General features: G+C 60.6%; 22 protein-coding genes and 1 pseudogene. 6 read left to right on the top strand and 17 right to left on the bottom strand.

Annotated elements, in window-relative coordinates; all coding sequences use genetic code 11:
- Nucleotides 1–5: 5 nt before the first annotated feature.
- Complete coding sequence (locus tag O3S81_RS03760) at nucleotides 6–674, top strand: DsbA family oxidoreductase (RefSeq protein WP_269341066.1); 669 nt, start codon at nucleotides 6–8, stop codon at nucleotides 672–674.
- A gap of 51 nt (nucleotides 675–725) precedes the next feature.
- Nucleotides 726–1,658, top strand: coding sequence for a DMT family transporter (locus O3S81_RS03755; protein WP_269341065.1), 933 nt, complete (start codon nucleotides 726–728; stop codon nucleotides 1,656–1,658).
- Between the two features lie 58 nt (nucleotides 1,659–1,716).
- Here the strand turns inward: O3S81_RS03755 and O3S81_RS03750 are convergent, their stop codons facing one another.
- Entirely contained in the window at nucleotides 1,717–2,061 is a 345-nt protein-coding gene (locus tag O3S81_RS03750; protein WP_013636325.1) for a hypothetical protein, read from the bottom strand.
- A gap of 185 nt (nucleotides 2,062–2,246) precedes the next feature.
- Here O3S81_RS03750 and O3S81_RS26590 point away from each other — a divergent pair.
- Nucleotides 2,247–2,404 (top strand): annotated as a pseudogene (locus O3S81_RS26590) (bifunctional diaminohydroxyphosphoribosylaminopyrimidine deaminase/5-amino-6-(5-phosphoribosylamino)uracil reductase RibD); the annotation flags it as partial.
- A gap of 49 nt (nucleotides 2,405–2,453) precedes the next feature.
- On the opposite strand, the gene mfd reads toward O3S81_RS26590, so the two are convergent.
- Entirely contained in the window at nucleotides 2,454–5,951 is a 3,498-nt protein-coding gene (gene mfd, locus O3S81_RS03745; RefSeq protein ID WP_269341061.1) for a transcription-repair coupling factor, read from the bottom strand.
- Nucleotides 5,952–5,954: 3 nt separating this feature from the next.
- A complete protein-coding gene (locus tag O3S81_RS03740; RefSeq protein WP_080851721.1) occupies nucleotides 5,955–6,266 on the bottom strand; it encodes an FAD assembly factor SdhE in 312 nt (103 codons plus the stop codon).
- Between the two features lie 189 nt (nucleotides 6,267–6,455).
- On the opposite strand from O3S81_RS03740, the gene recG reads away from it, so the two are divergent.
- Together recG and O3S81_RS03730 are read left to right on the top strand one after the other, a co-directional pair.
- The gene (recG, locus tag O3S81_RS03735) at nucleotides 6,456–8,561 is read left to right on the top strand and encodes an ATP-dependent DNA helicase RecG (protein WP_269341060.1); all 2,106 of its coding nucleotides are present in this window, start codon (nucleotides 6,456–6,458) and stop codon (nucleotides 8,559–8,561) included.
- A gap of 12 nt (nucleotides 8,562–8,573) precedes the next feature.
- Entirely contained in the window at nucleotides 8,574–8,846 is a 273-nt protein-coding gene (locus O3S81_RS03730) for a hypothetical protein (protein WP_269341059.1), read from the top strand.
- A gap of 24 nt (nucleotides 8,847–8,870) precedes the next feature.
- Here the strand turns inward: O3S81_RS03730 and O3S81_RS03725 are convergent, their stop codons facing one another.
- From O3S81_RS03725 to pcsA, 12 genes are all read right to left on the bottom strand, one after another.
- Nucleotides 8,871–9,161: a type II toxin-antitoxin system RelE/ParE family toxin gene (locus tag O3S81_RS03725; RefSeq protein WP_269341057.1), complete on the bottom strand. Its 291-nt coding sequence runs from the start codon at nucleotides 9,159–9,161 to the stop codon at nucleotides 8,871–8,873.
- Nucleotides 9,158–9,406: a CopG family ribbon-helix-helix protein gene (locus O3S81_RS03720; protein ID WP_269341394.1), complete on the bottom strand. Its 249-nt coding sequence runs from the start codon at nucleotides 9,404–9,406 to the stop codon at nucleotides 9,158–9,160. Before O3S81_RS03720 ends, O3S81_RS03725 begins: the two co-directional genes overlap by 4 nt.
- Before the next feature lie 114 nt (nucleotides 9,407–9,520).
- Nucleotides 9,521–10,189, bottom strand: a complete 669-nt coding sequence (locus tag O3S81_RS03715; RefSeq protein WP_269341055.1) for a DUF502 domain-containing protein — start codon at nucleotides 10,187–10,189, stop codon at nucleotides 9,521–9,523.
- A gap of 13 nt (nucleotides 10,190–10,202) precedes the next feature.
- The gene (locus O3S81_RS03710) at nucleotides 10,203–10,706 is read right to left on the bottom strand and encodes a GNAT family N-acetyltransferase (RefSeq protein ID WP_269341053.1); all 504 of its coding nucleotides are present in this window, start codon (nucleotides 10,704–10,706) and stop codon (nucleotides 10,203–10,205) included.
- Nucleotides 10,703–12,529, bottom strand: a complete 1,827-nt coding sequence (gene glmS, locus O3S81_RS03705) for a glutamine--fructose-6-phosphate transaminase (isomerizing) (protein WP_269341051.1) — start codon at nucleotides 12,527–12,529, stop codon at nucleotides 10,703–10,705. Before glmS ends, O3S81_RS03710 begins: the two co-directional genes overlap by 4 nt.
- A 102-nt stretch (nucleotides 12,530–12,631) precedes the next feature.
- Nucleotides 12,632–13,993, bottom strand: a complete 1,362-nt coding sequence (gene glmU / locus O3S81_RS03700) for a bifunctional UDP-N-acetylglucosamine diphosphorylase/glucosamine-1-phosphate N-acetyltransferase GlmU (protein WP_269341049.1) — start codon at nucleotides 13,991–13,993, stop codon at nucleotides 12,632–12,634.
- A gap of 210 nt (nucleotides 13,994–14,203) precedes the next feature.
- Entirely contained in the window at nucleotides 14,204–14,941 is a 738-nt protein-coding gene (locus O3S81_RS03695; RefSeq protein ID WP_269341393.1) for a FadR/GntR family transcriptional regulator, read from the bottom strand.
- A 212-nt stretch (nucleotides 14,942–15,153) separates the two neighbouring features.
- A complete protein-coding gene (locus tag O3S81_RS03690) occupies nucleotides 15,154–16,227 on the bottom strand; it encodes a BMP family ABC transporter substrate-binding protein (RefSeq protein WP_269341048.1) in 1,074 nt (357 codons plus the stop codon).
- Nucleotides 16,228–16,262: 35 nt separating this feature from the next.
- Complete coding sequence (locus O3S81_RS03685) at nucleotides 16,263–17,183, bottom strand: ABC transporter permease (RefSeq protein WP_269341047.1); 921 nt, start codon at nucleotides 17,181–17,183, stop codon at nucleotides 16,263–16,265.
- The gene (locus tag O3S81_RS03680) at nucleotides 17,183–18,274 is read right to left on the bottom strand and encodes an ABC transporter permease (protein ID WP_269341046.1); all 1,092 of its coding nucleotides are present in this window, start codon (nucleotides 18,272–18,274) and stop codon (nucleotides 17,183–17,185) included. Before O3S81_RS03680 ends, O3S81_RS03685 begins: the two co-directional genes overlap by 1 nt.
- Entirely contained in the window at nucleotides 18,264–19,823 is a 1,560-nt protein-coding gene (locus O3S81_RS03675; RefSeq protein WP_269341392.1) for an ABC transporter ATP-binding protein, read from the bottom strand. Before O3S81_RS03675 ends, O3S81_RS03680 begins: the two co-directional genes overlap by 11 nt.
- 211 nt (nucleotides 19,824–20,034) lie before the next feature.
- Nucleotides 20,035–20,760: a phosphatidylcholine synthase gene (pcsA, locus tag O3S81_RS03670; protein ID WP_269341045.1), complete on the bottom strand. Its 726-nt coding sequence runs from the start codon at nucleotides 20,758–20,760 to the stop codon at nucleotides 20,035–20,037.
- Between the two features lie 210 nt (nucleotides 20,761–20,970).
- On the opposite strand from pcsA, the gene O3S81_RS03665 reads away from it, so the two are divergent.
- Nucleotides 20,971–22,179 carry a UbiH/UbiF family hydroxylase gene (locus O3S81_RS03665; protein WP_269341044.1) on the top strand — a complete coding sequence of 403 codons (1,209 nt, stop codon included), beginning with the start codon at nucleotides 20,971–20,973 and terminating at the stop codon, nucleotides 22,177–22,179.
- On the opposite strand, the gene O3S81_RS03660 is transcribed toward O3S81_RS03665, so the two are convergent.
- Together O3S81_RS03660 and O3S81_RS03655 are read right to left on the bottom strand one after the other, a co-directional pair.
- Nucleotides 22,163–23,101 (bottom strand): AEC family transporter, encoded by a 939-nt coding sequence (locus tag O3S81_RS03660; protein WP_269341043.1) that lies wholly within the window; start codon nucleotides 23,099–23,101, stop codon nucleotides 22,163–22,165. The two genes, O3S81_RS03665 and O3S81_RS03660, sit on opposite strands and share 17 nt — an antisense overlap.
- A gap of 35 nt (nucleotides 23,102–23,136) precedes the next feature.
- Entirely contained in the window at nucleotides 23,137–23,883 is a 747-nt protein-coding gene (locus O3S81_RS03655; protein ID WP_269341042.1) for a cytochrome c biogenesis CcdA family protein, read from the bottom strand.
- Nucleotides 23,884–24,091 lie beyond the last annotated feature (208 nt).

Genomic DNA, 24,091 nt, shown 5'->3' with positions numbered 1-24,091 from the left:
AAGCCATGGAACGCATCGTCATCGACGTGGTATCGGATATGGTCTGCCCATGGTGCTATCTCGGCAAGGCCAGGCTCGATCTCGCCATTGCCGAGGTGCAGGATGAAATCAGCGTCGACGTGAACTGGCGCCCCTATCGCCTCAACCCGGACTATCCGCCGGAGGGCGTCGACCAAAAAGCGGCTCTCGAGGAAAAGCTTGGCAAGGAGCGTCTGGAACAGGCCCATGCCACGCTGGTGCAGCTCGGCAAAGAAGTCGGCATCAACTACGATTTCGATGCGATCAAGATCGGCCCGAACACACTCGACGCCCATCGCCTGTCGCTCTGGGCCCATTCGGAAGGCCGCGACGTGCAGGAAAAGGTCGTGACCGGCCTATTCAAAGCCAATTTCGAGGAAGGCCGCAATATCGGCGACCACGCCGTATTGGCTGACGTCGCCGCGAAGGCCGGCATGGATGCGAAAGTGGTCGAGCGGCTGCTTGCCTCCGATGCGGACAAGGACACGGTCGTTGCAGAAATAGACGCCGCGCAGCAGATGGGTGTCGCTGGCGTGCCGTTTTTCATCCTCGATCAGAAATACGCCATAAGCGGTGCACAAACGCCTGATGTCCTGATTGCTGCACTGCGGGATATTGCAAAAATCAAGGCGGACGAGCATAGATCGATGAACTGACGGTCGAACCACCGGCGGTTTTCAGCAACTCGATTTTTCGCCGGTGTTTCCGTGTCCGACAAGACCCTGAAAGGCATTCTGCTCGCCTTTGCCGCCTTCGCTGCCTACGCCTGGAGCGATGCCAGCGTTAAACTCATAGAAGGCCAGATTTCGCCGATCGAATCGGCCTTCTTCGGCGCCCTGTTCGGCCTCATCGCCCTGCCCTTCATCCGCAAACGCAGTGATCGCTGGGTGGATGTGGTGAAGACGACCAACCGGCCCTTGTGGATCATCCGCTTTTTTGCCGCCGGCACGGGTGCGGTCGGCAGCGTCACTGCCTTCACCCATCTTTCCATGGCCGAAGCCTTCGCGCTGATCTTCCTGCTGCCTTCCTTCGTTACCATCATGTCGGTGGTGTTTCTGAAGGAACAGGTGGGCATCCGCCGCTGGTCTGCAGTCATCATCGGTTTTCTCGGGGTGCTGGTCATCCTGCGGCCGGGCTTCCGTGAACTGGGCGTCGGCCATCTCGGCGCCATCATCGGCGGCTTCAGCGGTGCACTCAGCATCGTCATCTTCCGCGCCATGGGCCCTTCGGAAAAGAACGTCTCGCTTTATGGGGCCGGCGTGCTGGGCTGTCTCACCATCAGCGGCATCGCCATGGTGCCCACCTTTGTCATGCCGGGCGGTGAGCAATGGCTGCTGCTGGCGGGATATGGCCTGCTCGGCGCGCTCGGCAACGTCCTGGTCATGTATGCCGCCCAATATGCTCCCGCCGCCATGATCGGCCCGACGCAATATAGCCAGATGCTCTGGGCCATCCTGTTCGGTTATCTGATTTTCGGTGACCGTATCGACAGCTGGATGCTCGTCGGCATCGCCCTCATCGTCGGCTCCGGCCTGCTGACACTGATCCGCGAGAAGCAGAGAAAAGTGCCGCTGCCCGCCTCCATCGCCGCAACCGACCAGAACGTGGCCGTGGGGATCACGCCGGAAGACGGACGCTGACGCCTAAAGAATGCGAAGAACCGGCGACGCATATTCGCGTCGCCGGTATGGCATTCGGTCAATCACAAACCCTGACCCGATACATGTCGCCCCAGGCATTCTGCCTCCAGGCCACGTGGCAGCGCGGATAGACCGGCTGGTAAACAACTGGCGGGCCGTAGGCCGGTGCAGCATAAACGGGCGGACCGTAGGCGGGCGCGTAATAGGCGGGGCCATAAGCGTAACCGGGATGTCTTGCCCCGGCGATAAGCGCTCCGCCGATGATCGTGCCGGCAATGCCCGCGGCAAGGCCGCGGCCGAAATTATTGCGCGCTTCCGCCTGGCTGGTGGTGGCAATTGTGGTGCCCGCAATTGTCAAAGCAACCAGGCCAGCGGTGGCAAACCTGTTGATGTTGGTCCACATCGTCCTGCTCCTTCATGACCCGGCGGCATCCACTGATCCGCCGCACCGGGTACGAAACTGAGACTACGCCCACGAAGGCTACCGGCAGATGTCCATTTCGTTACATCGCGGTAATGTCGCTGAGCCGAGTGGGTTGGGTTTTCGGGGGGTTGGCCATTTGGCAACTGACCGAAGGTGGGTGTGGTTTACCCCCCTCTGCCCTGCCGGGCATCTCCCCCTCAAGGGGGGAGATCGGCAGGAGGCTCTCTCGTCGCTTCGTCCTCAGACGTTGAGATAGGGGAAACCTCGCCGCAGATCGATCTCCCCCCTTGAGGGGGAGATGCCCGGCAGGGCAGAGGGGGGTGAAGCCACACGCACCTAGGCCTGCTGTGAATGCTCCCGAAAGCTCAAATCTACGACCGCGCCAGTTCCGCAAGCTGCGTCATGATCATCGCCGCACCCGTCAGCCGCTTTTCCGGCGTCGGCAGATCGCGGTTCAGGAACAGGCTGTGATCAGGACGGATTTTCGCCATGGAGCCCTGCTTGCCGATATAACCGACCAGCGCCGCCGGATTGGGGAATTCCTTGTTGCGGAACTGCACGACCACACCCTTCGGCCCGGCATCCAGCTTCTCGACATTGGCGATACGGCAGAGCGACTTGATGTAGACGATATTGAGGAGATGCTGCACCTCTTTCGGCAGCGGGCCGAAACGGTCGATCATTTCCGCACCGAAACCGTCGATCTCGCTGATATCGACAAGCTCGCCGAGACGACGGTAAAGACCCATGCGCAGATGCAGATCGGGAACGTAATCTTCCGGGATCATGACGGAGGTGCCAACAGAGATTTGCGGCGACCAGCCGCTATCCTGCACCTGCTCGTCGCCCTTCACCTCGGCAACCGCCTCTTCCAGCATCTGCTGGTAAAGCTCGAAACCGACTTCCTTGATGTGGCCCGACTGTTCTTCACCGAGCAGATTGCCCGCGCCGCGAATATCGAGGTCGTGGCTCGCCAGCTGGAAACCGGCACCGAGTGTATCGAGCGATTGCAGCACCTTCAGCCGGCGCTCGGCAGTCGTCGTCAGCACCTTGTTGACCGGCAGGGTGAAGAGCGCGAAGGCCCGCACCTTGGACCGGCCGACACGACCGCGCAGCTGGTAAAGCTGGGCGAGACCGAACATATCGGCGCGATGCACGATCAGCGTATTGGCAGTCGGCACGTCGAGGCCGGATTCGACGATGGTGGTCGACAGCAGCACGTCATATTTGCCGTCGTAGAAGGCATTCATGATGTCTTCGAGTTCGCCGGCCGGCATCTGGCCATGCGCCACCGCCACCTTCAGTTCCGGCACATCCGATTGCAGGAACGCGTGAATATCGGCGAGATCGGCAAGACGCGGGCAGACATAAAAACTCTGGCCGCCGCGATAATGCTCGCGCATCAGCGTCTCGCGGATGACGAGCGGGTCGAACGGCGAAATGAAGGTGCGCACCGCCATGCGGTCCACCGGTGGCGTGGTGATGAGCGAGAGTTCGCGCACGCCCGTCATCGCCAGCTGCAACGTACGCGGAATGGGCGTCGCAGACAGCGTCAGCACATGCACGTCGCTCTTCAGCTCCTTCAGCCGCTCCTTGTGCTTCACACCGAAATGCTGCTCTTCGTCGATGATGAGCAGGCCAAGATTGGCGAAGCTGATGCCCGCGCCAAGCAGCGCATGGGTGCCGACAACGATATCGGTCTTGCCATCCGCCACTTCCTTTTTCGTCAGCGTCAGTTCCTTGGAGCCGACAAGGCGCGAAGCCTGCTGCACCCGGATCGGCAGGCCACGGAAACGTTCCGAGAAAGTGCGGAAATGCTGGCGGGAAAGCAACGTAGTCGGCACCACTACCGCCACCTGCACGCCGTTCATAGCGGCAAGGAAAGCGGCGCGCAGCGCCACTTCGGTCTTGCCGAAACCGACATCGCCGCAGATAAGGCGATCCATCGGCCGGCCGGCACCGAGATCTTCGCGAATGGCCTCGATGGCGTTCAGCTGGTCTTCCGTCTCATCATAGGGGAAACGGGCAGCAAATTCGTCATAAAGTCCGTCGGGGGCCGCCAGCACCGGCGCATGGCGCACCAGACGCGCGGCCGCAATGCGGATAAGCTCATCGGCCATGTCGAGCAGGCGCTTCTTGAGCTTGGCCTTGCGCATCTGCCATGCGCCGCCGCCAAGCTTGTCCAGCTGCGCTTCCGCCGCATCCGAGCCGTAACGGGAAAGAAGATCGATGTTTTCAACCGGCAGGAACAGCTTGGCATCGTCGGCGTAATGCAGTTCCAGACAGGCGCGCGGCGCGCCCGCCGCCTCGATTGTCCGCAGGCCGACGAAGCGGCCGATACCATGTTCGGCATGGACGACCAGAGAGCCTTCGTCCAGCCCCGCCACTTCCGAGATGAAATCCGCCCCGCGCTTGCGGCGCTTGGAGCGCCGCACCATGCGGTCGCCGAGAATGTCCTGCTCGCCGATGACAGCGAGCGTCCCGGTTTCGAAACCCGCTTCGAGGCTGAGAACCGCCGAGGCCGCCTCGCCCTTGCCGAGCTTCTCCACCTCTTTGAGCGAAGTGACCGGCTTGATCTTCTCAAGCCCGTGTTCGTTGAGCACCTGCAGCAGCCGGTCGAGCGAACCTTCCGACCAGCCGGTGATCAGCACCTTCCAGCCCTTGGCGCGGCGCTCGGCAATATGCTTCACCGCGAGATCAAAAACATTGACCCGTTCTTCGCTCTCACCTTCGGTTGGCGGACGCGCCCAGCGCGGCCCGACATGGGCGTCCAGCGTGGCGACCGGGCGACCTTCGCTGTCTTGCTCGTTGAAGGGTGTCAGGCGTACGGCGTTGACGGCGGCAAGTGCCGCATCGAAGCTCTTGCCGTCGAGATAGAGCTGGCCGGGCGGAACCGGCTTATAGGGCGCACCCTGCGTCGACCCCTTGGTTTCACCGGAAGCACGGCGCGCATCGTAATAATCGAGCACCAGCTTGGAGCGCTCTTTTGCCGCCTCGCGCGCCGTGTGATCGGTGACGATGCGGAAGCCCTTCAGATAGTCAAAGGTGGTTTCCAGCTGTTCGTAAAACAGTGGCAGCCAGTGCTCCATGCCGGCATAACGGCGGCCCTCGGAGACGGCCTGATAAAGCGCATCGTCACGCGTCGCCGCGCCGAACAGCGACAGATAATTCTTGCGGAAACGGCTGATCGTATCCGGCGTCAGCGTCACTTCGCTCATCGGATTCAGATCGAGCGAGCGCGCCTGGCCGATTGTGCGCTGGCTGGCGGGATCGAAGGTGCGGATGCTTTCCAGCGTATCGCCGAAGAAATCGAGCCGCACCGGCTCTTCCGTGCCCGGCACAAAGACATCGAGAATGCCGCCGCGCACGGCGAATTCGCCCACTTCACGCACCGTCGCCACCCGGTCAAAACCGTTGCGCTCCAGCCGCGCGGCAATCTCTTCCATGCGGATCTGGTTGCCGGGCCTGGCCGAAAAGCCGAGGCTCTCGATGATTTCACGCGGCGCCATTTTCTGCAGCATGGCGTTGACGGTGACCAGCACGATGGCCGGATGCGGTTTCTTCGCATGGGCAATGAGACCGGAGAGCGCGGCGAGCCTGCGCGCCGAGGTGTCGGCGCTCGGTGACACACGGTCATAGGGAAGGCAATCCCACGCCGGCAGCGTCATGACCGGAATGTCAGGTGCGACGAAACCGAGAATCTGCTCGAGATCGGCGACCCGCTGGCCATCCGACATCACGTAAGCCACCGATGTCCCTGCCCGCGCCATGTCGGCCAACAGCAGGGCTTCCATGCCGGAAGGCACGTTTCCGATGGTCAGCGGCGTATCGGCCGACGACACCAGCTTTGCATCGAATCCGGCTATCATGTTTCAGGCTTTCAGGGTTTCGGCGGTGACGAGATCGAAATCGGGACGGTAAGAGGCGATCTTTTCAAACAGCGGCGTCTGGAATTTTTCCGGGATGGCAAGCGCGCCCGTCACCATCTTGACGAGGTCGTTATCCTCTTCCGCCATGATGACTTCCAGCTCATCCAACTGATCATCGGAAAGCCCGGCAATATTGTCTTCCGCAAATTGCCCGAGCACCAGATCCATCTCGCGAATGCCCCGGTGCCAGCAGCGGTAAAGAATCCGCCGGCGTCTCGGATCAAGGTCGGCACTCGTGCGCACCAGTCCAGTCATCGCATTCACCTTTCGGTTGACTAATCAACAACGTGTTGACTGCGACCTCCTATAGAACAAGAAGCGAACGCTTGGGAACCGGTTTTTATCGAAATAATGCCGCAGCAGTGAAAATCTGCCGGTGATAAACCCTGTTTGTCGGGCGCCAAGTCTTGCATAACGCGTCCCCTTCCCTGATTTTGCTGACCCATGCGCCCGGCCATTCTCGATCCGCTGTTTGCCTCCGTTTCCACCCTTGCCGGTGTGGGGCCGAAGCTTGCCGATCTTCTGGCGAAGCTCTTGAGCCGGGAAAGCGCTGACGACACCCGCGTCATCGATCTTCTCTTCCACGCACCGTCGAACGTCATCGACCGCCGCAACCGCCCCGGCATCGCGCTTGCCGCACCCGGCGCCATTGTCACCATCCAGGGACGAGTCGACAGGCACCAGCCGCCGCCACCCGGAAACCGCTCCGCACCCTATCGGGTTTTCCTGCATGACGAGACGGGTGAACTGGCGCTGACCTTCTTCCGCGCCAAGGGCGACTGGCTGTCCAAGGCGCTGCCTGTCGATGAAGAGGTTCTCGTCAGTGGCAAGGTGGACTGGTTCAATGGTCGCGCCTCCATGGTGCATCCGGATTTCATGGTGAAGCTTTCCGAGGCGGAAAACCTGCCTCTGGTCGAAGCCGTCTATCCCATGACCGCAGGTCTCTCTCCCAAGGTACTGCGGCGGGCGATCGAAGGTGGGCTGTCGAAGCTGCCGGCCTTTCCGGAATGGATCGACGAGACGCTCAAGACCCGCCAGGGTTTCGGCAATGTCGCTTCGAGCTTCCGCGAATTGCACGATCCGCGCGACAGTGCCGATATCGAGCCGCAAGCCCCGGCGCGCAGGCGGCTTGCCTATGACGAATTCCTTGCCGGGCAATTGTCCTTGGCGCTGGTGCGCCAGCGGCTGCGCAAGGTGGCGGGCCAACCGATCCGCGCCAAGGGCGATATCGCCGCAAAAATCCTGTCACAGCTGCCCTTCTCGCTGACGGCAAGCCAAAGTGCGGCGGTGAAGGATATCCTCACCGATATGGCCGGCGAAGACCGCATGTTGCGGCTGTTGCAGGGCGATGTCGGTGCCGGCAAGACGCTGGTGGCGCTGATGGCCATGGCAACGGCGGTGGAGGCCGGCGGACAGGCGGTGCTGATGGCGCCGACCGAAATCCTCGCCCGCCAGCACTATGCCACCATCTCCAAACTCGCTCAGGCAGCGGGCATCACCGTCGAAGTGCTGACCGGCCGCACCAAGGGCAAGGAGCGCCGCGAGATCGAGGAACGGGTCGCTTCCGGCGAAGCGCAGATCATCATCGGCACCCATGCGCTGTTTCAGGACAGCGTGAGTTACAAAAACCTCGTGCTGGCCGTGGTGGACGAGCAGCACCGTTTCGGCGTGCATCAGCGCCTGCGCCTCACCGCCAAGGGCATCACGCCGCATATGCTGGTCATGACCGCCACGCCCATTCCACGCACGCTGGTTCTGGCCGCCTTCGGTGATATGGATGTCTCCAAGCTCACGGAAAAACCTGCCGGCCGCAAACCCATCCAGACGGTAACGATCCCCACCGAGCGGATCGGCGATATTGTCGAGCGGCTGCGCGCGGCGCTGAAAGATGGCAAGAAGGCCTACTGGATCTGCCCGCTGGTGGAGGAAACGGAAGAGTCCGACCTGATGTCGGCGGAAGAGCGGCACGCAGTTCTCTCGCAGATGCTCGGCGCCAATATTGGCCTCATCCACGGCCGCATGAGCGGCCCGGAAAAAGACGCCGCCATGCTGGCCTTCAAGAGCGGCGAAACCCGGCTGCTGGTGGCGACAACGGTGGTGGAAGTCGGCGTCGATGTGCCTGACGCGACAATCATGGTCATCGAACATGCCGAACGTTTCGGCCTTGCCCAGCTGCACCAGCTGCGCGGCCGTGTAGGACGCGGCGACGAGGCCTCCACCTGCATCCTGCTCTACAAAGGCCCGCTCAGCGAAAACGGTCGCGCCCGGCTCTCCATCCTGCGTGACAGCGAAGACGGCTTCCTGATCGCGGAAGAGGATTTGAAGTTGCGCGGTGAAGGTGAGCTGCTCGGCACCCGCCAGTCAGGCACGCCGGGTTTCCGCATCGCCAGCCTCGAGGCCCATGCCGACCTTCTGGAAATCGCCCGCAAGGACGCGGCCTATGTCATAGAGCGCGATCCCGAACTCACGGGCCCGCGCGGCAGTGCGCTGCGCACCCTGCTCTACCTGCACCGCCGCGACGAAGCGATCCGCTTCCTGCATGCCGGCTGAAAGTGAACGCCCATGAACATGATCGACCCACGCCGCCCGCCACCCGCCTTCCGCAAGGGTTATGCGCTCTGCTCGCCGCAGAATATCCTGCAGCCCGACACATTTGCGAAAAGCGAGAAGAAGGCGATCGGCAAGGCGTTCAAAAAACCCGGCCGCAAGAAGGCATGGGCAGAGGCGCAGGAGCAGGGCTGGAGTGTGCGGCTGGTCTATATGCGGCTTTTCGTTCCCGTATTCCACGCGACCAATACCGGGTCGGAAGTGGATGATATGGATGACGAGGATTGACCATGAAATCTGGAGACTGTTTGGCTAAAGCGCCGAAGGCCACCGCTGCGAAGTGTGGATGATCGTCAAAATTTCAACATCCTCGCCCACGCGATAGGCAATGATGTAGGAAATGTCGGAAAGCACGCCTTCCCATGTTCCTCTGATTCGTCCGACCCGCCCCATTGCTGGCTGCTCCGCCAATATATCAACCGCTGAAACAATGCGGGAAATCACCCGGGCTGCAGCCGCTGGATTATCCTTTTCGATATGCGCACCAATTTCATCGAGCCGTCGCAGCGCCCGTAAGGTCCAACGAATTCGCCGGTCACTCATGACGGCCGAGTAGGTCTTACATATTTTCTAACAATGTTTGCGAGATCCTCAGGCGTCCCGAACTCGCCGCGATCGGCTTCCGCCACACCGGCCTCGATCTCTGCAAGCTGCCACTCCTCACGGGCAACAAAGTCCTCAATCGCCCGCGCCGCCATGTAGGATCGCGACCGATCAAGTTTTTCCGCCAACTGGTCGAGTTTGTCGGCAACCTCATCAGGCAGACGCACAGTGAATGCAGTCATGATCGCAACCTCTTTCGGTTCACCACGATTATTAGTGAACCACATTGGTTCGTCAACCGTATGGCTTTTCATTCTGCCGTGAGAATGGAGGAACGAGCCTGGCGCCTCGCAACGCCTTCAAACCGGCGCGATCATCTTCGGCGGCGTGAAATCTGGCGCCACGATACCGCCGGAAATCAGCAGTTTCGCCGCATCTTCCGGCGTCATGTCCAGCATCACGATCTTGTCTTTTGGCACGAACAGCAGGAAACCCGCCGTCGGCACCGGTGTCGGCGGCAGGAAGACGGCGACCATCTGCTGGCCCATCTCGTTGAAACGATAGGCCAGCTCGCCCTTGGCATCGGAGGCGACGAAGACCATGGCCCAGGTGCCGGAGGACGGAAACTCGATCAGGCCGACCTTCTTGAAGGAGTTCGAATGCTCCTTCAGAACCGATTCAAACAGCTGCTTGATGCTCTTGTAGATCGGCCGCACCAGCGGCATGCGGTTGAGGATGGATTCACCGAAACCGACGATCCATTTGCCGATGAGGTTGTTGCCGAGAAAGCCGATCAAGGTGATGCCGATGACGGCGATCAGCAGGCCGAAACCGGGGATTGCCACATCGAAATATTGCTCGGGGTCGTAACGGGCGGGAATATAGGGTTTCACCCAGCTATCCGCCCATTGCAGGAAACTCCACACCAGCCACATGGTGATGGTGACGGGCGCAAGGATCAGGACACCCGTGAGGAAGCTGTTGCGCAGACGGGCTGCGAAGGAGATTTTGACTGGAATATCGGTCATTTACCGTTCGGAATTAAGCGTTGTCGCTATCGAAACCCGGATGAAAACCGACAATGCCGGATGGAGTTCCGCCATGCAAGCGTAAGGCCAACAAATATTTGTCAGGAATGCCCCTGCTGTGCAGACCCTCGAAATGCCGGAAACCGAAGCGGCCGTAATAGTCGGGATCGCCGGCCAGAACGCAGCCGGCGGCCTCAAGCCGATCCAGCGTGGAAAGTCCCTCCCGCACGAGGCGCGAGCCTATTCCCTCACCCTGCCTGTCCGGAGCGACAGAGATCGGCCCGAGCGCAAACCAGTGGCCTTCCACACCGGGCAGGGAGACGGGCGAAAAAGCGACGTGACCGACGATTTCCACGCCATCTTCCGCCACCAGGGAAACGGTCAGCGCCCCCGCCTTGCGCAGCCGGTCGACGATCAGATGTTCCGTCTGGTCGCTGAATGGCATATTCCGGAACGCGGCTTCGGTCAGCGCTCCGATCGCCCCTTCGTCGCCCTGCCGCTCCGGCCGGACGATCATTCCACCGTCACCGATTTCGCCAGATTGCGCGGCTGGTCCACATCCGTGCCCATGAAGACGGCGGTGTGATAGGCAAGCAGCTGGATCGGCAGCGAGAAGACCATCGGCGCGATCAGCTCGTCGACATTGGGCAGCGTGATCGTCGCCATGGTGTCGAGCTTGGAGGCGGCAGCCCCCTTTTCGTCGGTGATGAAGATGATACGGCCGCCACGGGCTGCGACTTCCTGCATGTTCGACACGGTCTTTTCGAAGAAGCGGTCATGCGGCGCAATGACGATAACAGGCATGTTCTCGTCGATCAGCGCGATCGGCCCATGCTTCAGCTCGCCAGCGGCATAACCTTCGGCGTGAATATAGGAAATTTCCTTGAGCTTCAGCGCGCCTTCCAGCGCCAGCGGGAAGCTGGTGCCGCGGCCGAGATAAAGCACATCCTTGAAACGCGACAGATCGCGCGACAGCGCCTCGATCTGCGGCTGGATGACGTTCAACACCTTGCTCATGATGCGCGGCATCTCGATCAGATGCTGCACCAGCTGCTTTTCTTCACCCGGTTTCAGCGTGCCGCGGGCCTTGGCTGCAGCAACGGCAAGCGAAGCCAGCACCGCAAGCTGGCAGGTGAAGGCCTTGGTGGACGCGACGCCGATTTCCGGGCCGGCGAGGATCGGAAAGATCGCATCCGATTCGCGCGCCATCGTCGATTCCCGCGTATTGACCACCGCGCCGATCTTCAGCCCCTCCTGCTGGCAATAACGCAGCGCCGCCAGCGTATCGGCGGTTTCGCCCGATTGCGAAATGAACAGCGCCGCCTGGGTGGGGACGAGCGGGATTTCGCGGTAACGGAATTCCGAAGCGACATCGATTTCTACCGGCAGGCGAGCATAACGCTCGAACCAGTATTTGCCGATCAGGCCAGACAGATAGGCCGTGCCGCAGGCAGAAATGGCAAGGCCGGAAAGCTTGGCGAAGTCGATGGCCTTGTCGGCCTGCTTCACTGTCTTGGAAGCGAAATCCACATAGTGGCTGAGCGCATGGGAAATAACTTCCGGCTGCTCGTAGATTTCCTTTTCCATGAAGTGGCGATGATTGCCCTTGTCGACCACGAAGGCCGTCGCCTGCGAAATCTGCCGCTCGCGCTTCACCGGCTTGCCGGAGAAATCGATGATTTCAGCACCCTGCCGGGTGACGATGGCGCAGTCGCCATCCACCAGATAGGTGATCTCGTTGGTGAAGGGCGAAAGCGCGATGGCATCGGATCCGAGGAACATTTCGCCGCGGCCATAACCGACGGCAAGCGGCGGGCCGGAGCGGGCCGAAAGCAGCGTGCCGGGGTCGTCCTGGAACATGACGACCAGTGCATAAGCACCGGTGACGCGGTTCAGCATCTTCAGCATCGCTTCGCGATGGCCAAGGCCCTCACGCGTATATTTGGCCAGAAGCTGCGCCACCACCTCGGTATCGGTCTGGGTGGTGAAGGTGGCGCCCTCGGCGGTCAGCTCATCGCGCAATTCGGCGAAGTTTTCGATGATGCCGTTGTGAACGACGGCCACGCCTTCGACGAAATGCGGATGGGCATTGGTCTCGTTCGGCACGCCATGGGTCGCCCAGCGTGTATGCGCAATACCGACGACACCCGGCAGCGGCTTTTCCGAAACCAGCTTTTCCAGGTTGAACAGCTTGCCTTCCGCCCGGCGGCGGTCCATCGCGCCATTGTCGATGGTGGCGACACCGGCCGAATCGTAACCGCGATATTCGAGACGCTTCAGCGCATCGACAAGCCGTTCAGCAACGGGCTCAGTTCCGACAATTCCGACAATTCCGCACATATATTTCTCCAGACGGCGATCTCTTCGCCGGAACTACTAACCGTTTCCGTGAAATCGGCAATTATGCCGCCGGTCACTTTCAGTATCGTTTGGTAACGTCTCTCAGGACGATTTTTTCTTCGCTTCTTTCAGCGCTTTCGCCCGCTCACGCACGACGGTCGCCCGGCCCGGCTTCACTTCCTGCCGTGCGCGCCCAAAGGCTAGCGCATCATCGGGCACGTCATCGGTAATCACGCTGCCGGAAGCGATATAGGCCCCCTCGCCAATCGTCACGGGAGCGACCAGCGACGAGTTCGAACCGACGAAGCTGTTCGCACCGATGCGGGTTTCCGCCTTGTTGTAACCATCGTAATTGCAGGTAATGGTGCCGGCACCGATATTGCTGCCAGCACCGATGAAGGCATCGCCGATATAGGTCAGGTGATTGACCTTGGCGCCCTCGCCGATCTCAGCCTTCTTGACTTCGCAGAAATTGCCGACCTTGGCATTGGCGTGCAGGTTCGCACCCGGGCGCAGCCGCGCATAGGGGCCGACCGTCGCACCTTGCGCGACATGCGCACCTTCCAGATGCGAGAAGGCGTGGATGACCGCGCCAGACTCGATGGTCACGCCGGGGCCGAAGACGACATTGGGCTCGATCAGCGCATCCTGTCCGATCTTCGTATCGAAGGAGAGGAAGACGGTCTCGGGCGCGATCATCGATACGCCATCGACCATCAGTTCATGACGGCGGCGCTCCTGCCAGAGCTTCTCGATAAAGGCCAGTTCGGCGCGGTTGTTGCAGCCGACCAGTTCGTTTTCCGGCGCGTCGATGGCCACCGCGCGGCGACCGAGCGAACGGGCGATCTCGACAACGTCGGTCAGATAATATTCGCCCTTCACATTGCTGTTGCCGATCCGGCCAAGCAGATCCAGCGCATTGCGGCCATTGATTGCCATCAGGCCACTGTTGCACCAGGTCACCTTGCGCTCTTCGTCGGTGGCATCCTTTTCCTCGCGGATCGCCACCAGCTCACCATTCTCGACCAGCAAGCGGCCATAACCCGTGGGCCGGTCGGTGTGGAAGCCGATGACGGCAACGTCGGCGCCGGCGGCAATGGCTTCGCGCGCACGGTCGAGCGTCGCTGAGGTGATGAGCGGCACGTCGCCATAAGCGATAATCAGGTCGTCAAAACCGCGCTCAATGGCGGCGCGGGCAGCGAGAACGGCATGACCGGTGCCCTTGCGTTCCGTCTGGAGAAAAGCTTCGACCTCAAGGCCCGGCAGGCTCGCGGCGGCTGCTACATTGTCGGCATCGCGCCCGACGACGAGCGCCACCGTACCGACACCCGATCCAGCCACCGCCTCAACCACATGCGTGATCATCGGACGCCCGGCGACCGGATGCAGCACCTTGGATTTTGACGATTTCATGCGCGTGCTGTCGCCCGCTGCGAGAATAATGGCTAGAGAGCTGCGCTCCATAAGACCTCCAACACCCCGTTAGCGGCTGCCTAGCAGCCGGTACAGCGGCATATGTTTGACTTCACGCCATCCGCAAAACGAACGGGCGCATCGGTAACTTCATTCCGGAATTGCTATAACGGCGGCCCACTTAAGAAACCATGCAAATCTGCACCAAATTTCCGCAGGGATTTTCATCAAACGTGATCAGCGGCGGGACGGCGATCGGCCCTATCGGCGGGGATTGCGGGCCGTGAACTGCAATATCTGCTGGCGGCCGTTTTCAATCAGCCTCTCCATCTCGCGCCGTGCAGCCGCCTCATCGCGCAGACGAAACGCTTCGACGAGTTTCAGGTGAGAGGCGGAAACGTCGGAAATCTCGTCGGGGTCGGTATCCGGATTGCTCATCCGGAAGATGCCGACCAGTGCCGCCTTTATCAGCGAGCCGACGGTGCGCATGAACGGATTGCCGGACATTTCGGTGATGAGGACATGGAAATTCATATCCGCAAGCGCCCGCTTTTCCTTGGAATAGGCCGTATTGCCCATCTCGTTTGCGTAAGCGGCGAGCTTTGCAATATCCGCATCATTCGCCCTGATGGCGGCAAGTCCCGCGCCATAGGGTTCGAAAGCCTTGCGGATATCGTAGAGATGCAGCAGGAATTCATCGCTGACGCCGGCCTCGAAGTGCCAGAGCAGCACTTCGCTGTCGAACATGTTCCAGCTTTCCCGCTCCGTCACCCGGGTGCCGATACGCGCCTTGGGGGAAATCATGCCCTTGGCGGTCAGCGTCTTCATCGCCTCGCGCAACACGGTGCGGGAAACTTTCAGCCGCTCCATAAGCTCGGCGTCACCCGGCAGGATGTCACCCGTCTTGAAGATGCCGGAAACGATATCGAGACCGAGCTTGTGAACGACCTGTGCATGATTTGTCCGCAGCTTTCGAAAACCGATCGCCGCATCGAGCATTCCGCGCTGCAAGTGCCATGTCCTTCCGTTCGGTTGGCGATCACAAAAATCGCGCCAGACGTGTGTATCTCAAGTCAGATTATAGTGAAAAACATCAAGTTGCATGAAAAGCAAAGGCAAACTTCATCCGCGCAGTAAAACACATGAAAATAAGCAAAGCCGCACATGAATTTCACGTGCGGCCCGACATCAGTAACGGAAGAGAATCCGAATTATTGCGGCAGCTTGTCGTCCACGCCGGCAACGTAGAAGTTGAGGCCGAGCAGAACCTTGTCTTCTGCCTTTTCACCCGCCTTCAGCCATTCCGAACCGTCCTGCTTCTTCACCGGGCCGGTGAAGGGGTGCAGTTCGCCCGACTTGATCTTGGCTTCGGTTTCCTCGGCCATCTTCTTCACGTCATCAGGCATGTTGGTGTAGGGCGCCATGGTCAGGATGCCGTCCTTCAGGCCGTCCCAGATGGATTCGGACTTCCAGGTGCCGTCGAGAAGAGCCTGCGTGCGCTTGATGTAATAGGCGCCCCAGGTGTCCTTGATGGCGGTCAGCTGCGTCTGCGGGCCGGCGGCGATCATGTCGGAAGCCTGGCCGAAAGCCTTGATGCCGCGTTCGGCCGCAACCTGCATCGGTGCCGTCGTGTCGGTGTGCTGCGTCAGGATATCGACGCCCTGGTCGATCAGCGCCTTGGCCGCATCGGCTTCCTTGCCGGGGTCGAACCAGGTATTGGCCCAGACGACCTTGACCTTGAAGTCCGGATTGACGGACTGCGCGCCGAGAACGAAAGCGTCGATACCCATCACCACTTCCGGGATCGGGAAGGAGGCGATGTAACCGGCAACGCCCTTCTTGGACATTTTCGCGGCGATCTGGCCCTGAATGTAACGGCCTTCATAGAAACGCGAATTGTAGGTCGCGACGTTTTCAGCCGTCTTGAAGCCGGTGGCGTGCTCGAACTTCACCTTCGGGAATTTCTGGGCAACCTTCACGGTCGCATCCATGAAGCCGAAGGAGGTGGTGAACACCAGTTCGCAGCCGGAACGGGCCATACGCTCGATGGCGCGTTCAGCATCCGGGCCTTCCGGAACGCTTTCAAGGAACGGCGTTTCGATCTTGTCGCCGAAATGCTTCTGCAGCTCTTCGCGACCGATTTCATGCGCCTGCGTCCAGCCGCCATCGGTGCGGCTGCCGACATAGATGAAGCAGACCTTCTTGGCGTCGGCGGCTTCAGCGGAGGAAACAACGCCTCCAAGCGCCGCGATGGAAGCGGCAAGTGCGATGACCAGTTTTTTCATTTTTACCCCTGTTGGTTTGGAGACGTGAGAATGCTTCACCTGTCCGGCACGAAGGATTTGCCCAGCGATGCCGGTGTATTGATCAAGGTCGTGCGGCGATTATGCGAGATGATGACCAGCACGACAATAGTTGCAAGGTAAGGTAGCGCCGAAAGCAATTGCGACGGCACGCCGATGCCGAAGGCCTGCGCGTGTAATTGGCCGATGGTGACGGCGCCGAACAGATAACCGCCCGCCAGCAGGCGCCATGGACGCCAGGAAGCGAAGACGACCAGCGCCAAGGCAATCCAGCCGCGCCCGGCCGACATGTTTTCCACCCATTGCGGCGTATAAACGAGCGACAGCTGCGCGCCCGCAAGGCCGGCGCAGGCACCGCCGAACATGACGGCCAGATACCGCGTGCGGATGACATTGATGCCGAGCGCATGGGCCGAGGCGTGATTGTCACCGATGGCGCGGATTTTCAGGCCCCTGCGGCTTTTGAACAGGAACCAGCTGATGCCGAAGACCAGCGCGATGGACATGTAGAAGATCAGATCCTGCCGGAACAACAACGGCCCGATGAAGGGGATTTCCGACAGCACGGGGAAGACAATCGGCTGCAGCTTGATGCCCGGCAGGCCGACGAAACTTTCGCCCAGCATGCCGGAGACGCCGAGGCCGAGAATGGTGAGCGCAAGGCCCGTCGCCACCTGGTTGGTGACGAGCGTCAGCGTCAGGAAACCGAACAGCAGCGAGAAAACCGCACCGGAAGCAATCCCGGCCAGAATGCCAAGATAGGGTGAACCCGTCATATGCGCGGTGGCGAAAGCGCAGACCGCGCCCATGATCATCATGCCCTCGACGCCGAGATTGAGCACGCCTGCGCGTTCGGTCACCAGTTCTCCCGAGGCAGCGATGACGAGCGGTGTCGCGGCGGTGATGACGGTGAGAAGAATGGCCTGAAGCATATCCATCATGCCGCTCCTTCTTTGCGATGTGCCTTGCCGGTGAAGACAACCCGGACCCGATAGAAAATCAGCGTGTCGCAGGACAAGACGAAGAACAGCATCAGCCCCTGAAACACCCTCGTCACCTTGTCGGAAACACCGATCGAAAGCTGCGCCGCCTCGCCACCGAGATAGGTCAGGGCCAGCACCAGCCCGGAGAGAATGATGCCGAGCGGATTGAGACGGCCGAGAAAGGCGACGATGATGGCGGTAAAGCCATAACCAGGCGAAATGCTGGGCTGGAGATGGCCGATGGAACCGGAGGCTTCCGAAATGCCGGCGAGCCCTGCGAGCGCACCTGAGAGCAGCAGCGAAAACCAGACCATGCGGCTCGATGAGAAACCGGCGAAACGCCCTGCCCTTGCAGACTGGCCGAGCACGGTAACCTCAAAGCCCTTCAGCATGTAGCGCATCATGAACCACAGCGCGATGGCAGCGACGATGGCGAACACGAAACCCCAGTGCGCCCGGCCCGAGGCCAGCATTTCCGGCAGAACGGCGCTCTCGTTAAAGGGCTTGGTCTGCGGGAAATTATAACCGCCCGGATCGCGCCATATGCCGCGCGTCAGCCAGTCGAGGAAAAGCTGCGCGACATAAACCAGCATCAGGCTGACGAGGATTTCATTGGTATTAAACTTCGTCTTCAACAGCGCCGGAATACCCGCATAAAGCGCGCCGCCAATGGCACCCATCACCATCATCAGCGGCAGAATGAGCGGCGAGTGCCAGTCGGGATAAAGCACCGGCAGGATGGAGCCGGTAATCGCGCCGATGGTGAATTGCCCCTCCGCGCCGATATTCCAGTTATTGGAGCGATAACAGATCGACAGGCCAACGCCGATCAGGATCAGCGGTGCGGCCTTGATCGCCAGTTCATGCAGCGACCAGACCTCCAGCAGCGGCTCGACGAAAAAGGCATAAAGCGCATGGGCCGGATTTTTGCCGAGCATGGCGAACATGACGGCGCCGACCAGCAGCGTCAAAACCAGCGCCAGCAGCGGTGAAAGCAGGGTGAAAAGCCGGGAGACCCCTGCGCGTTTTTCAAGCTCAATGCGCATGCTGGGCAGCTCCCGAATGTGACGTCTGAATGCCGCCCATCAACAGACCGATCTTTTCAAGCGTCATCTCCTCCACCGGATGGACTTCGGACAGCTTGCCGTCGGAAATGACTGCGATATTGGTGGCAACCTCGAAGATTTCATCGAGATCCTGGCTGATGACGATGACGGCCGAGCCGGCCCTGGCGAGATCGACCAGCGCCTGGCGGATGCGGCTTGCGGCACCCGCATCCACACCCCAGGTCGGCTGGTTGACGACAAGCACGGAAGGCTGACGGTCAAGCTCGCGCCCGACGATGAATTTCTGCAGGTTGCCGCCGGAAAGCGAACCCGCCAGAGGATCGGCCCCGCTCTTGCGCACATCCATGGTTTCCGAAATGCGCCGCGCTGCCGCCTTGATAACCGAGCCGCGGATGACGCGCAGGAAACCGCCGGTCAGGAACGCCTTGCGGTCGGACCGCGCCCGCGCCAGCAGAAGATTGTCGGAAAGGCTCAACCCTGGAACGGCGGCATGGCCGTGGCGCTCCTCCGGCACGAAACCCGCGCCCATCAGCCGGCGGCCATTGATGCCGATACGACCGACCGGCTTGCCGCGCAGATGGATCGCGTCATTATTATAGACGGGATATTCGCCCGAAAGCGCATCGAACAGCTCGCCCTGCCCGTTGCCGGCAACACCGGCAATCGCCAGCACTTCGCCCGCACGCACCTGCATGGAAATCGACTTCAACGCCACGGCGAAAGGCGTGCGCGGCGCAACCGAAAGCCCCATGACTTCGATCTGCGGCGCACCGAGCGCCTCGCCCGTCGCGCGAGAAACGCTTGCGACATCGCTGCCAACCATCATGCGCGCCAGCGATGCCGGTGTTTCCTTGCGCGGATCGCAGGCGCCCGTCACCTTGCCATGACGCAGGACGGTGGCGCGGTCGCAGATACGCTGCACCTCTTCGAGGCGATGGCTGATATAAAGCACCGAACGGCCTTCGGCCTTCAGCTTTGCCAGTGTCTCGAACAGCTTGTCGGCTTCCTGCGGCGTCAAAACCGAGGTCGGCTCATCGAGAATGATCAGGCGCGGGTTCTGCAACAGGGCGCGGACGATCTCGATACGCTGGCGCTCGCCGACCGAAAGATCGGCCACATGCGCATTGGGATCGAGCGGCAGGCCATAGGCGCGCGACAGCGTTTCCGCTTCCCTGGCGATTTCTTTCAGAGAAATTTTCGGATCGAGCGACAGGGCGATGTTCTCAGCGACCGTCAGCGCCTCGAACAGGGAAAAATGCTGGAACACCATGCCGATGCCAAGCCTGCGGGCCTCGCTGGGCGAGCCCACGGACACCGGCTGACCCTGCCAGATGATGTCACCCTCGGTCGGCGCAAGTACACCGAACAGCATCTTGACCAGCGTCGACTTGCCGGCGCCATTTTCACCCAGAAGCGCATGGATTTCGCCCGGCGCAATATCGAGATCGATGCCGTTGCAGGCGGCAAAATTGCCGAACAGCTTGGTCAGCTTGCGGACGGACAGGAGAGGCACGGCCTCCGGCGCCAAAGTTCCAGTCACGAGTTCCCTCTCTCACCGACCGCCGCGCCTTCTTCGAAGCGTTTCCAACGATCGTGGTCATTGTTCCCAATCAGACGCCAATGCGTATGCAATTTCATCCAATCAAGACATATTGATAACTGTTTTGCTGCTGCGCACAACTGAAAAAGACACTGCTTAAATGCAATTTGCACAAGCAATAAACAGCTTTATCTTTTCATCATTTCGCGCCGAGCGACGGGAAAAACTGCAGGATTCCCCCGATGCAATAAAGGTAGATTCCGCTCACCACGAAGCCGATCACCGCCCATGTCGGCGTCTGGAAATGCATCAGCAGCGCATAACCGCCAAGCGCGCACCAGATGGCCACGACAAGGAGATTGAGCGGCCGCAGCCGCTTCACCCGCACCGGATGCAGGAAATTGATCGGCAGGAAGGTCAGGAACACCGAAACCGTCACCACCATCATGGCCGTGGTCGCGCTGGCATCCATCACGAACAGGGTGAAGATCACCATATTCCACACGACAGGGAAGCCGGAGAAGAAATATTCATCCGTCTTCATGCCCATATCGGCATAATAGATCGCGCTCGAAACCACGATCATGCCGGCCGCCACAAAGGACCAGGGTTCGCCGATCATGCCGCTCTGGTAGAGCGCAAAGGCTGGCAGAAGCACATAGGTGACATAATCGATGATATTGTCGAGCGTATCGCCCGACCAGTTGGGCAGAACGTCCTTCACCCTGACCTTGCGGGCGATGGGACCGTCAATGCCATCCACCAGAAGCGCAAGCCCCAGCCACCAGAACATGTCGACGAAGCGATGTTCGGAAGCGGCCACGACACCGAGAAACGCCAGGAAAGAGCCGGACGCCGTTAAAATATGAACGGAAAAGGCGCGGATTTCCGCATAGGGAACACGCTTGTAGTTGAAAATTTTCATGGTCAGCGCCTGCGCCCCGTTTTTTCATCCGCCCTGTTCATTCCGGTATGCGGCCATTCACCACGCTTTGCAACCGGCTCAACCCGCTTATCCTAAGACTAATATAAGAGGGCAACCAACGAATCTTCACAACCGGATGTTCAAGAGCCGAAGTGGATTTACCCGCCCAAAGCCTCTATGATGTTCTGGAAATAACAATGGATCAGGACCATGAGACACTTCGATATCGCCATCACCGGTGCCGGCCTTGCAGGCCAGATCGCGGCCATCGCGCTCGCCCGGGCCGGCCGCCATGTGGCGCTCATCGCGCCTTCGGGCGAAAGGAAGGACCAGCGCACCACAGCGCTGATGGACCAGTCCATCCGTTTCATGGACCGTCTTGGCCTCTGGTCACGCATCATGCCTTCGGCCGCACGCCTGTCCACCATGCAGATCATCGACGGCACCGACCGGCTGCTGCGCGCGCCGACCGTGCAGTTCCGCTCCTCCGAAATCGGGCTTGACGCCTTCGGCTGGAATATTCCCAACGAGGCGCTGCTCGGTGTTCTCAGCGAAGCGGTGGAGCAGGAACACAATATTACCCGCCTCGACACCACAGCCGAGACGATCGACATCGGCAATGACCGGATTTCGGTCACGATCGCGGATGGCGAGGTGCTTTCCGCCGATTTCCTGATCGGCGCCGACGGCAGGAAATCGATGGTGCGGGAAGCCGCCGGCATCGGCGCCAAATCCTGGTCCTACCCGCAGACCGCCGTGGTTTTGAACTTCGGCCACAGCCGCCCGCACGGCAATATCTCGACGGAATTCCACACCCCCACCGGGCCTTTCACGCAGGTTCCCCTGCCGGGTGACCGCTCCAGCCTCGTCTGGGTCGTCACACCGGAACAGGCCAGGGAGCTGACGGCCCTGCCGCTGGAGGCGTTGAGCCTGAGGGTCGAGGAGCGTATGCAATCCATGCTCGGCGCCGTGACTGTGGAAGACAGCGTGCAGGCATGGCCGCTTTCCTCCATGACCGCGCATCGTTTCGGCAAGGGCCGCGTCGCCCTGATCGGCGAGGCAGCACATGGTTTTCCGCCCATTGGCGCACAGGGGCTGAACCTCAGCCTGCGCGACATCATCACCCTGACGGAACTGCTTGGCGCCGTCTCGGATCGGCGGATCGCGGCCGATGCCGGCGCGAGCTTCGACCGCAGGCGACGCGCGGATGTCTATAGCCGCACGCTGAGCGTCGATCTTCTCAATCGCTCGCTGCTGTCGGACCTTCTGCCGGTACAGATGGCGCGCGCGGCCGGCCTGCATGTCCTTTCCGGCATCGGTACGCTGCGAAGCATGGTCATGCGCGAAGGCATCGAGCCCGGTCGCGGCCTGAAGGCCCTGCCCTCATTGCTGTTCGGCAGCTTCAAAAAGGCTGGATGAAATATACCACGCCCGTCAGCGTAAACACCGACAGCACCGTCGAGATCAGGATCGTGGCTGACGCCCGCTCCTGCCAGACGTGATATTGCTGGCCGATGACGAAGACATTCGTCGCGGTCGGCAACGCCGCCAGAAGCACGGCGGAATAAATCCACACCGGCTCGAACCGCCCAAGCGATGACAGAAGCAGATAAGCGGCAAGCGGATGCAGGATCAGCTTGGCCGGCACTATATAGCTGATCTCCACCGGCACCCGTTTCATCGGCCGAAGCGCCAGCGTCACGCCCATGGCGAAGAGGGCACAGGGCGCCGCCGACTGCGCCAGATAATCCACCAGCCGCTGCACCGCTTCCGGCGGCTGCCAGGAAAGCGAAGCGGCCAGGAAACCGGCAATAACAGACACGATAAAGGGATGGGTGATGACCTTGCGCGCCACATCCAGCGCAAGCCTTCCGACTGAGCGCTTGTCCCCGCCGGCAACCGCCATCATCGCCGGCGCGACGATGAAATGGGCGGCGTTTTCAAGGCAGACGATCAGCGCCACCGGCACCGCCGCCTTCTCGCCAAGCGCCAGCAGCGCAAGCCCCGGCCCCATATAGCCGATATTGCCGTAGCTGGCCGCGAAACTCTGGATCGTGGTTTCGGCGAGGCTGTTTTTCCGCACGAAACGGCCGATCAGGAACACCAGCAGGAAAATGCCATAGGTGCAGGCAAGGCTGGCGGCGACAAAATCCATGCGCGCCAGCTCTTCCACCGGTGTCTTGGAGACAAGCTTGAAAAACAGCGCCGGCAGCGCGGCATAGATGATGAAGGTATTCAGCCAGCCCATCGCCTCGACCGGCTGTTTCGTTATGCGCGCCGCACCGTAACCGATGAAGATCAGGCCGAAAAACGGCAACAGCAATCCCACGATATCGGCCACGATCATTCCCCTCGCCTGTAATGTCCGCGGGAGGCTTAACCGATTTTCATCAGGATCGGAAAGGTCTCCTGGAACCAGATCGCGACATTGGTGATGAAACCGGACATGAAAGCGAGACCGGTGAGCACCAGCAGCACGCCGAGCAGCTTTTCCACCAGACCGAGATGGCGGCGGAAGCGGACGAGGAAACGCATGAACGACCCGGAAAACGCCGCCGCAATCCAGAACGGCACGGCAAGGCCAAGCGAATAGACGGCAAGCAGCATCGCGCCATCGCCGACCGTATCACGCGCGGCGGCAACCCCGAGGATAGCTCCCAGAACCGGGCCGATGCAGGGCGTCCAGCCAAAGGCGAAGGCGAGACCCATGACATAGGCTCCGGACAGCGTGGCCGGCTTGCCCGCCCCCTGAAACCGCGCCTCGCGCGAAAACAGGCCGATGCGGAAAACACCGAGGAAATTCAGGCCCATGAGAATAATGATGAAACCGCCGATCTTGGCGAGGATATCGAGATTCTGGCGCAGAAGCGTACCGATCGTCGAGGCGCCAGCCCCGAGCGCCACGAACACCGTGGCAAAACCGAGCGTGAAGAAAAAGGCCGAAAACAGCACGGCCCGGCGAATCTCCGGCCGCGGCGCGGTCTCTTCCGTCCGGAACTGTTCGACCGAAACACCCGCCATATAACAGAGATAAGGCGGCACCAGCGGCAGGACGCAGGGCGAGAGAAACGAAAGAGCGCCGGCCAGAAGCGCACTGAACAGGGAAATATCGGCAATCGACAAGAAAGAACTCCGCATCCCGCAAAGCCGCCGCGATTCTCGAGATTCGCCACCACTTCACGCTTCATTTTCGCGCATGTCATTGCCGCGAAACGATTTCACCCGTCCGCCCGACACGCCTGAAGCCGGTTTTATCCCCAGCCGCCCCCTCTCTCCAATCACCTTTTCGGGGGTGCGACAAAAAAAACCGTATTGAGTGTCGAAACCGCTT

This window comes from Agrobacterium sp. SOY23 (assembly GCF_027212525.1).
Classification (GTDB): domain Bacteria; phylum Pseudomonadota; class Alphaproteobacteria; order Rhizobiales; family Rhizobiaceae; genus Agrobacterium; species Agrobacterium tumefaciens_I.
This window is presented reverse-complemented; position numbering and strand designations above follow the sequence as displayed.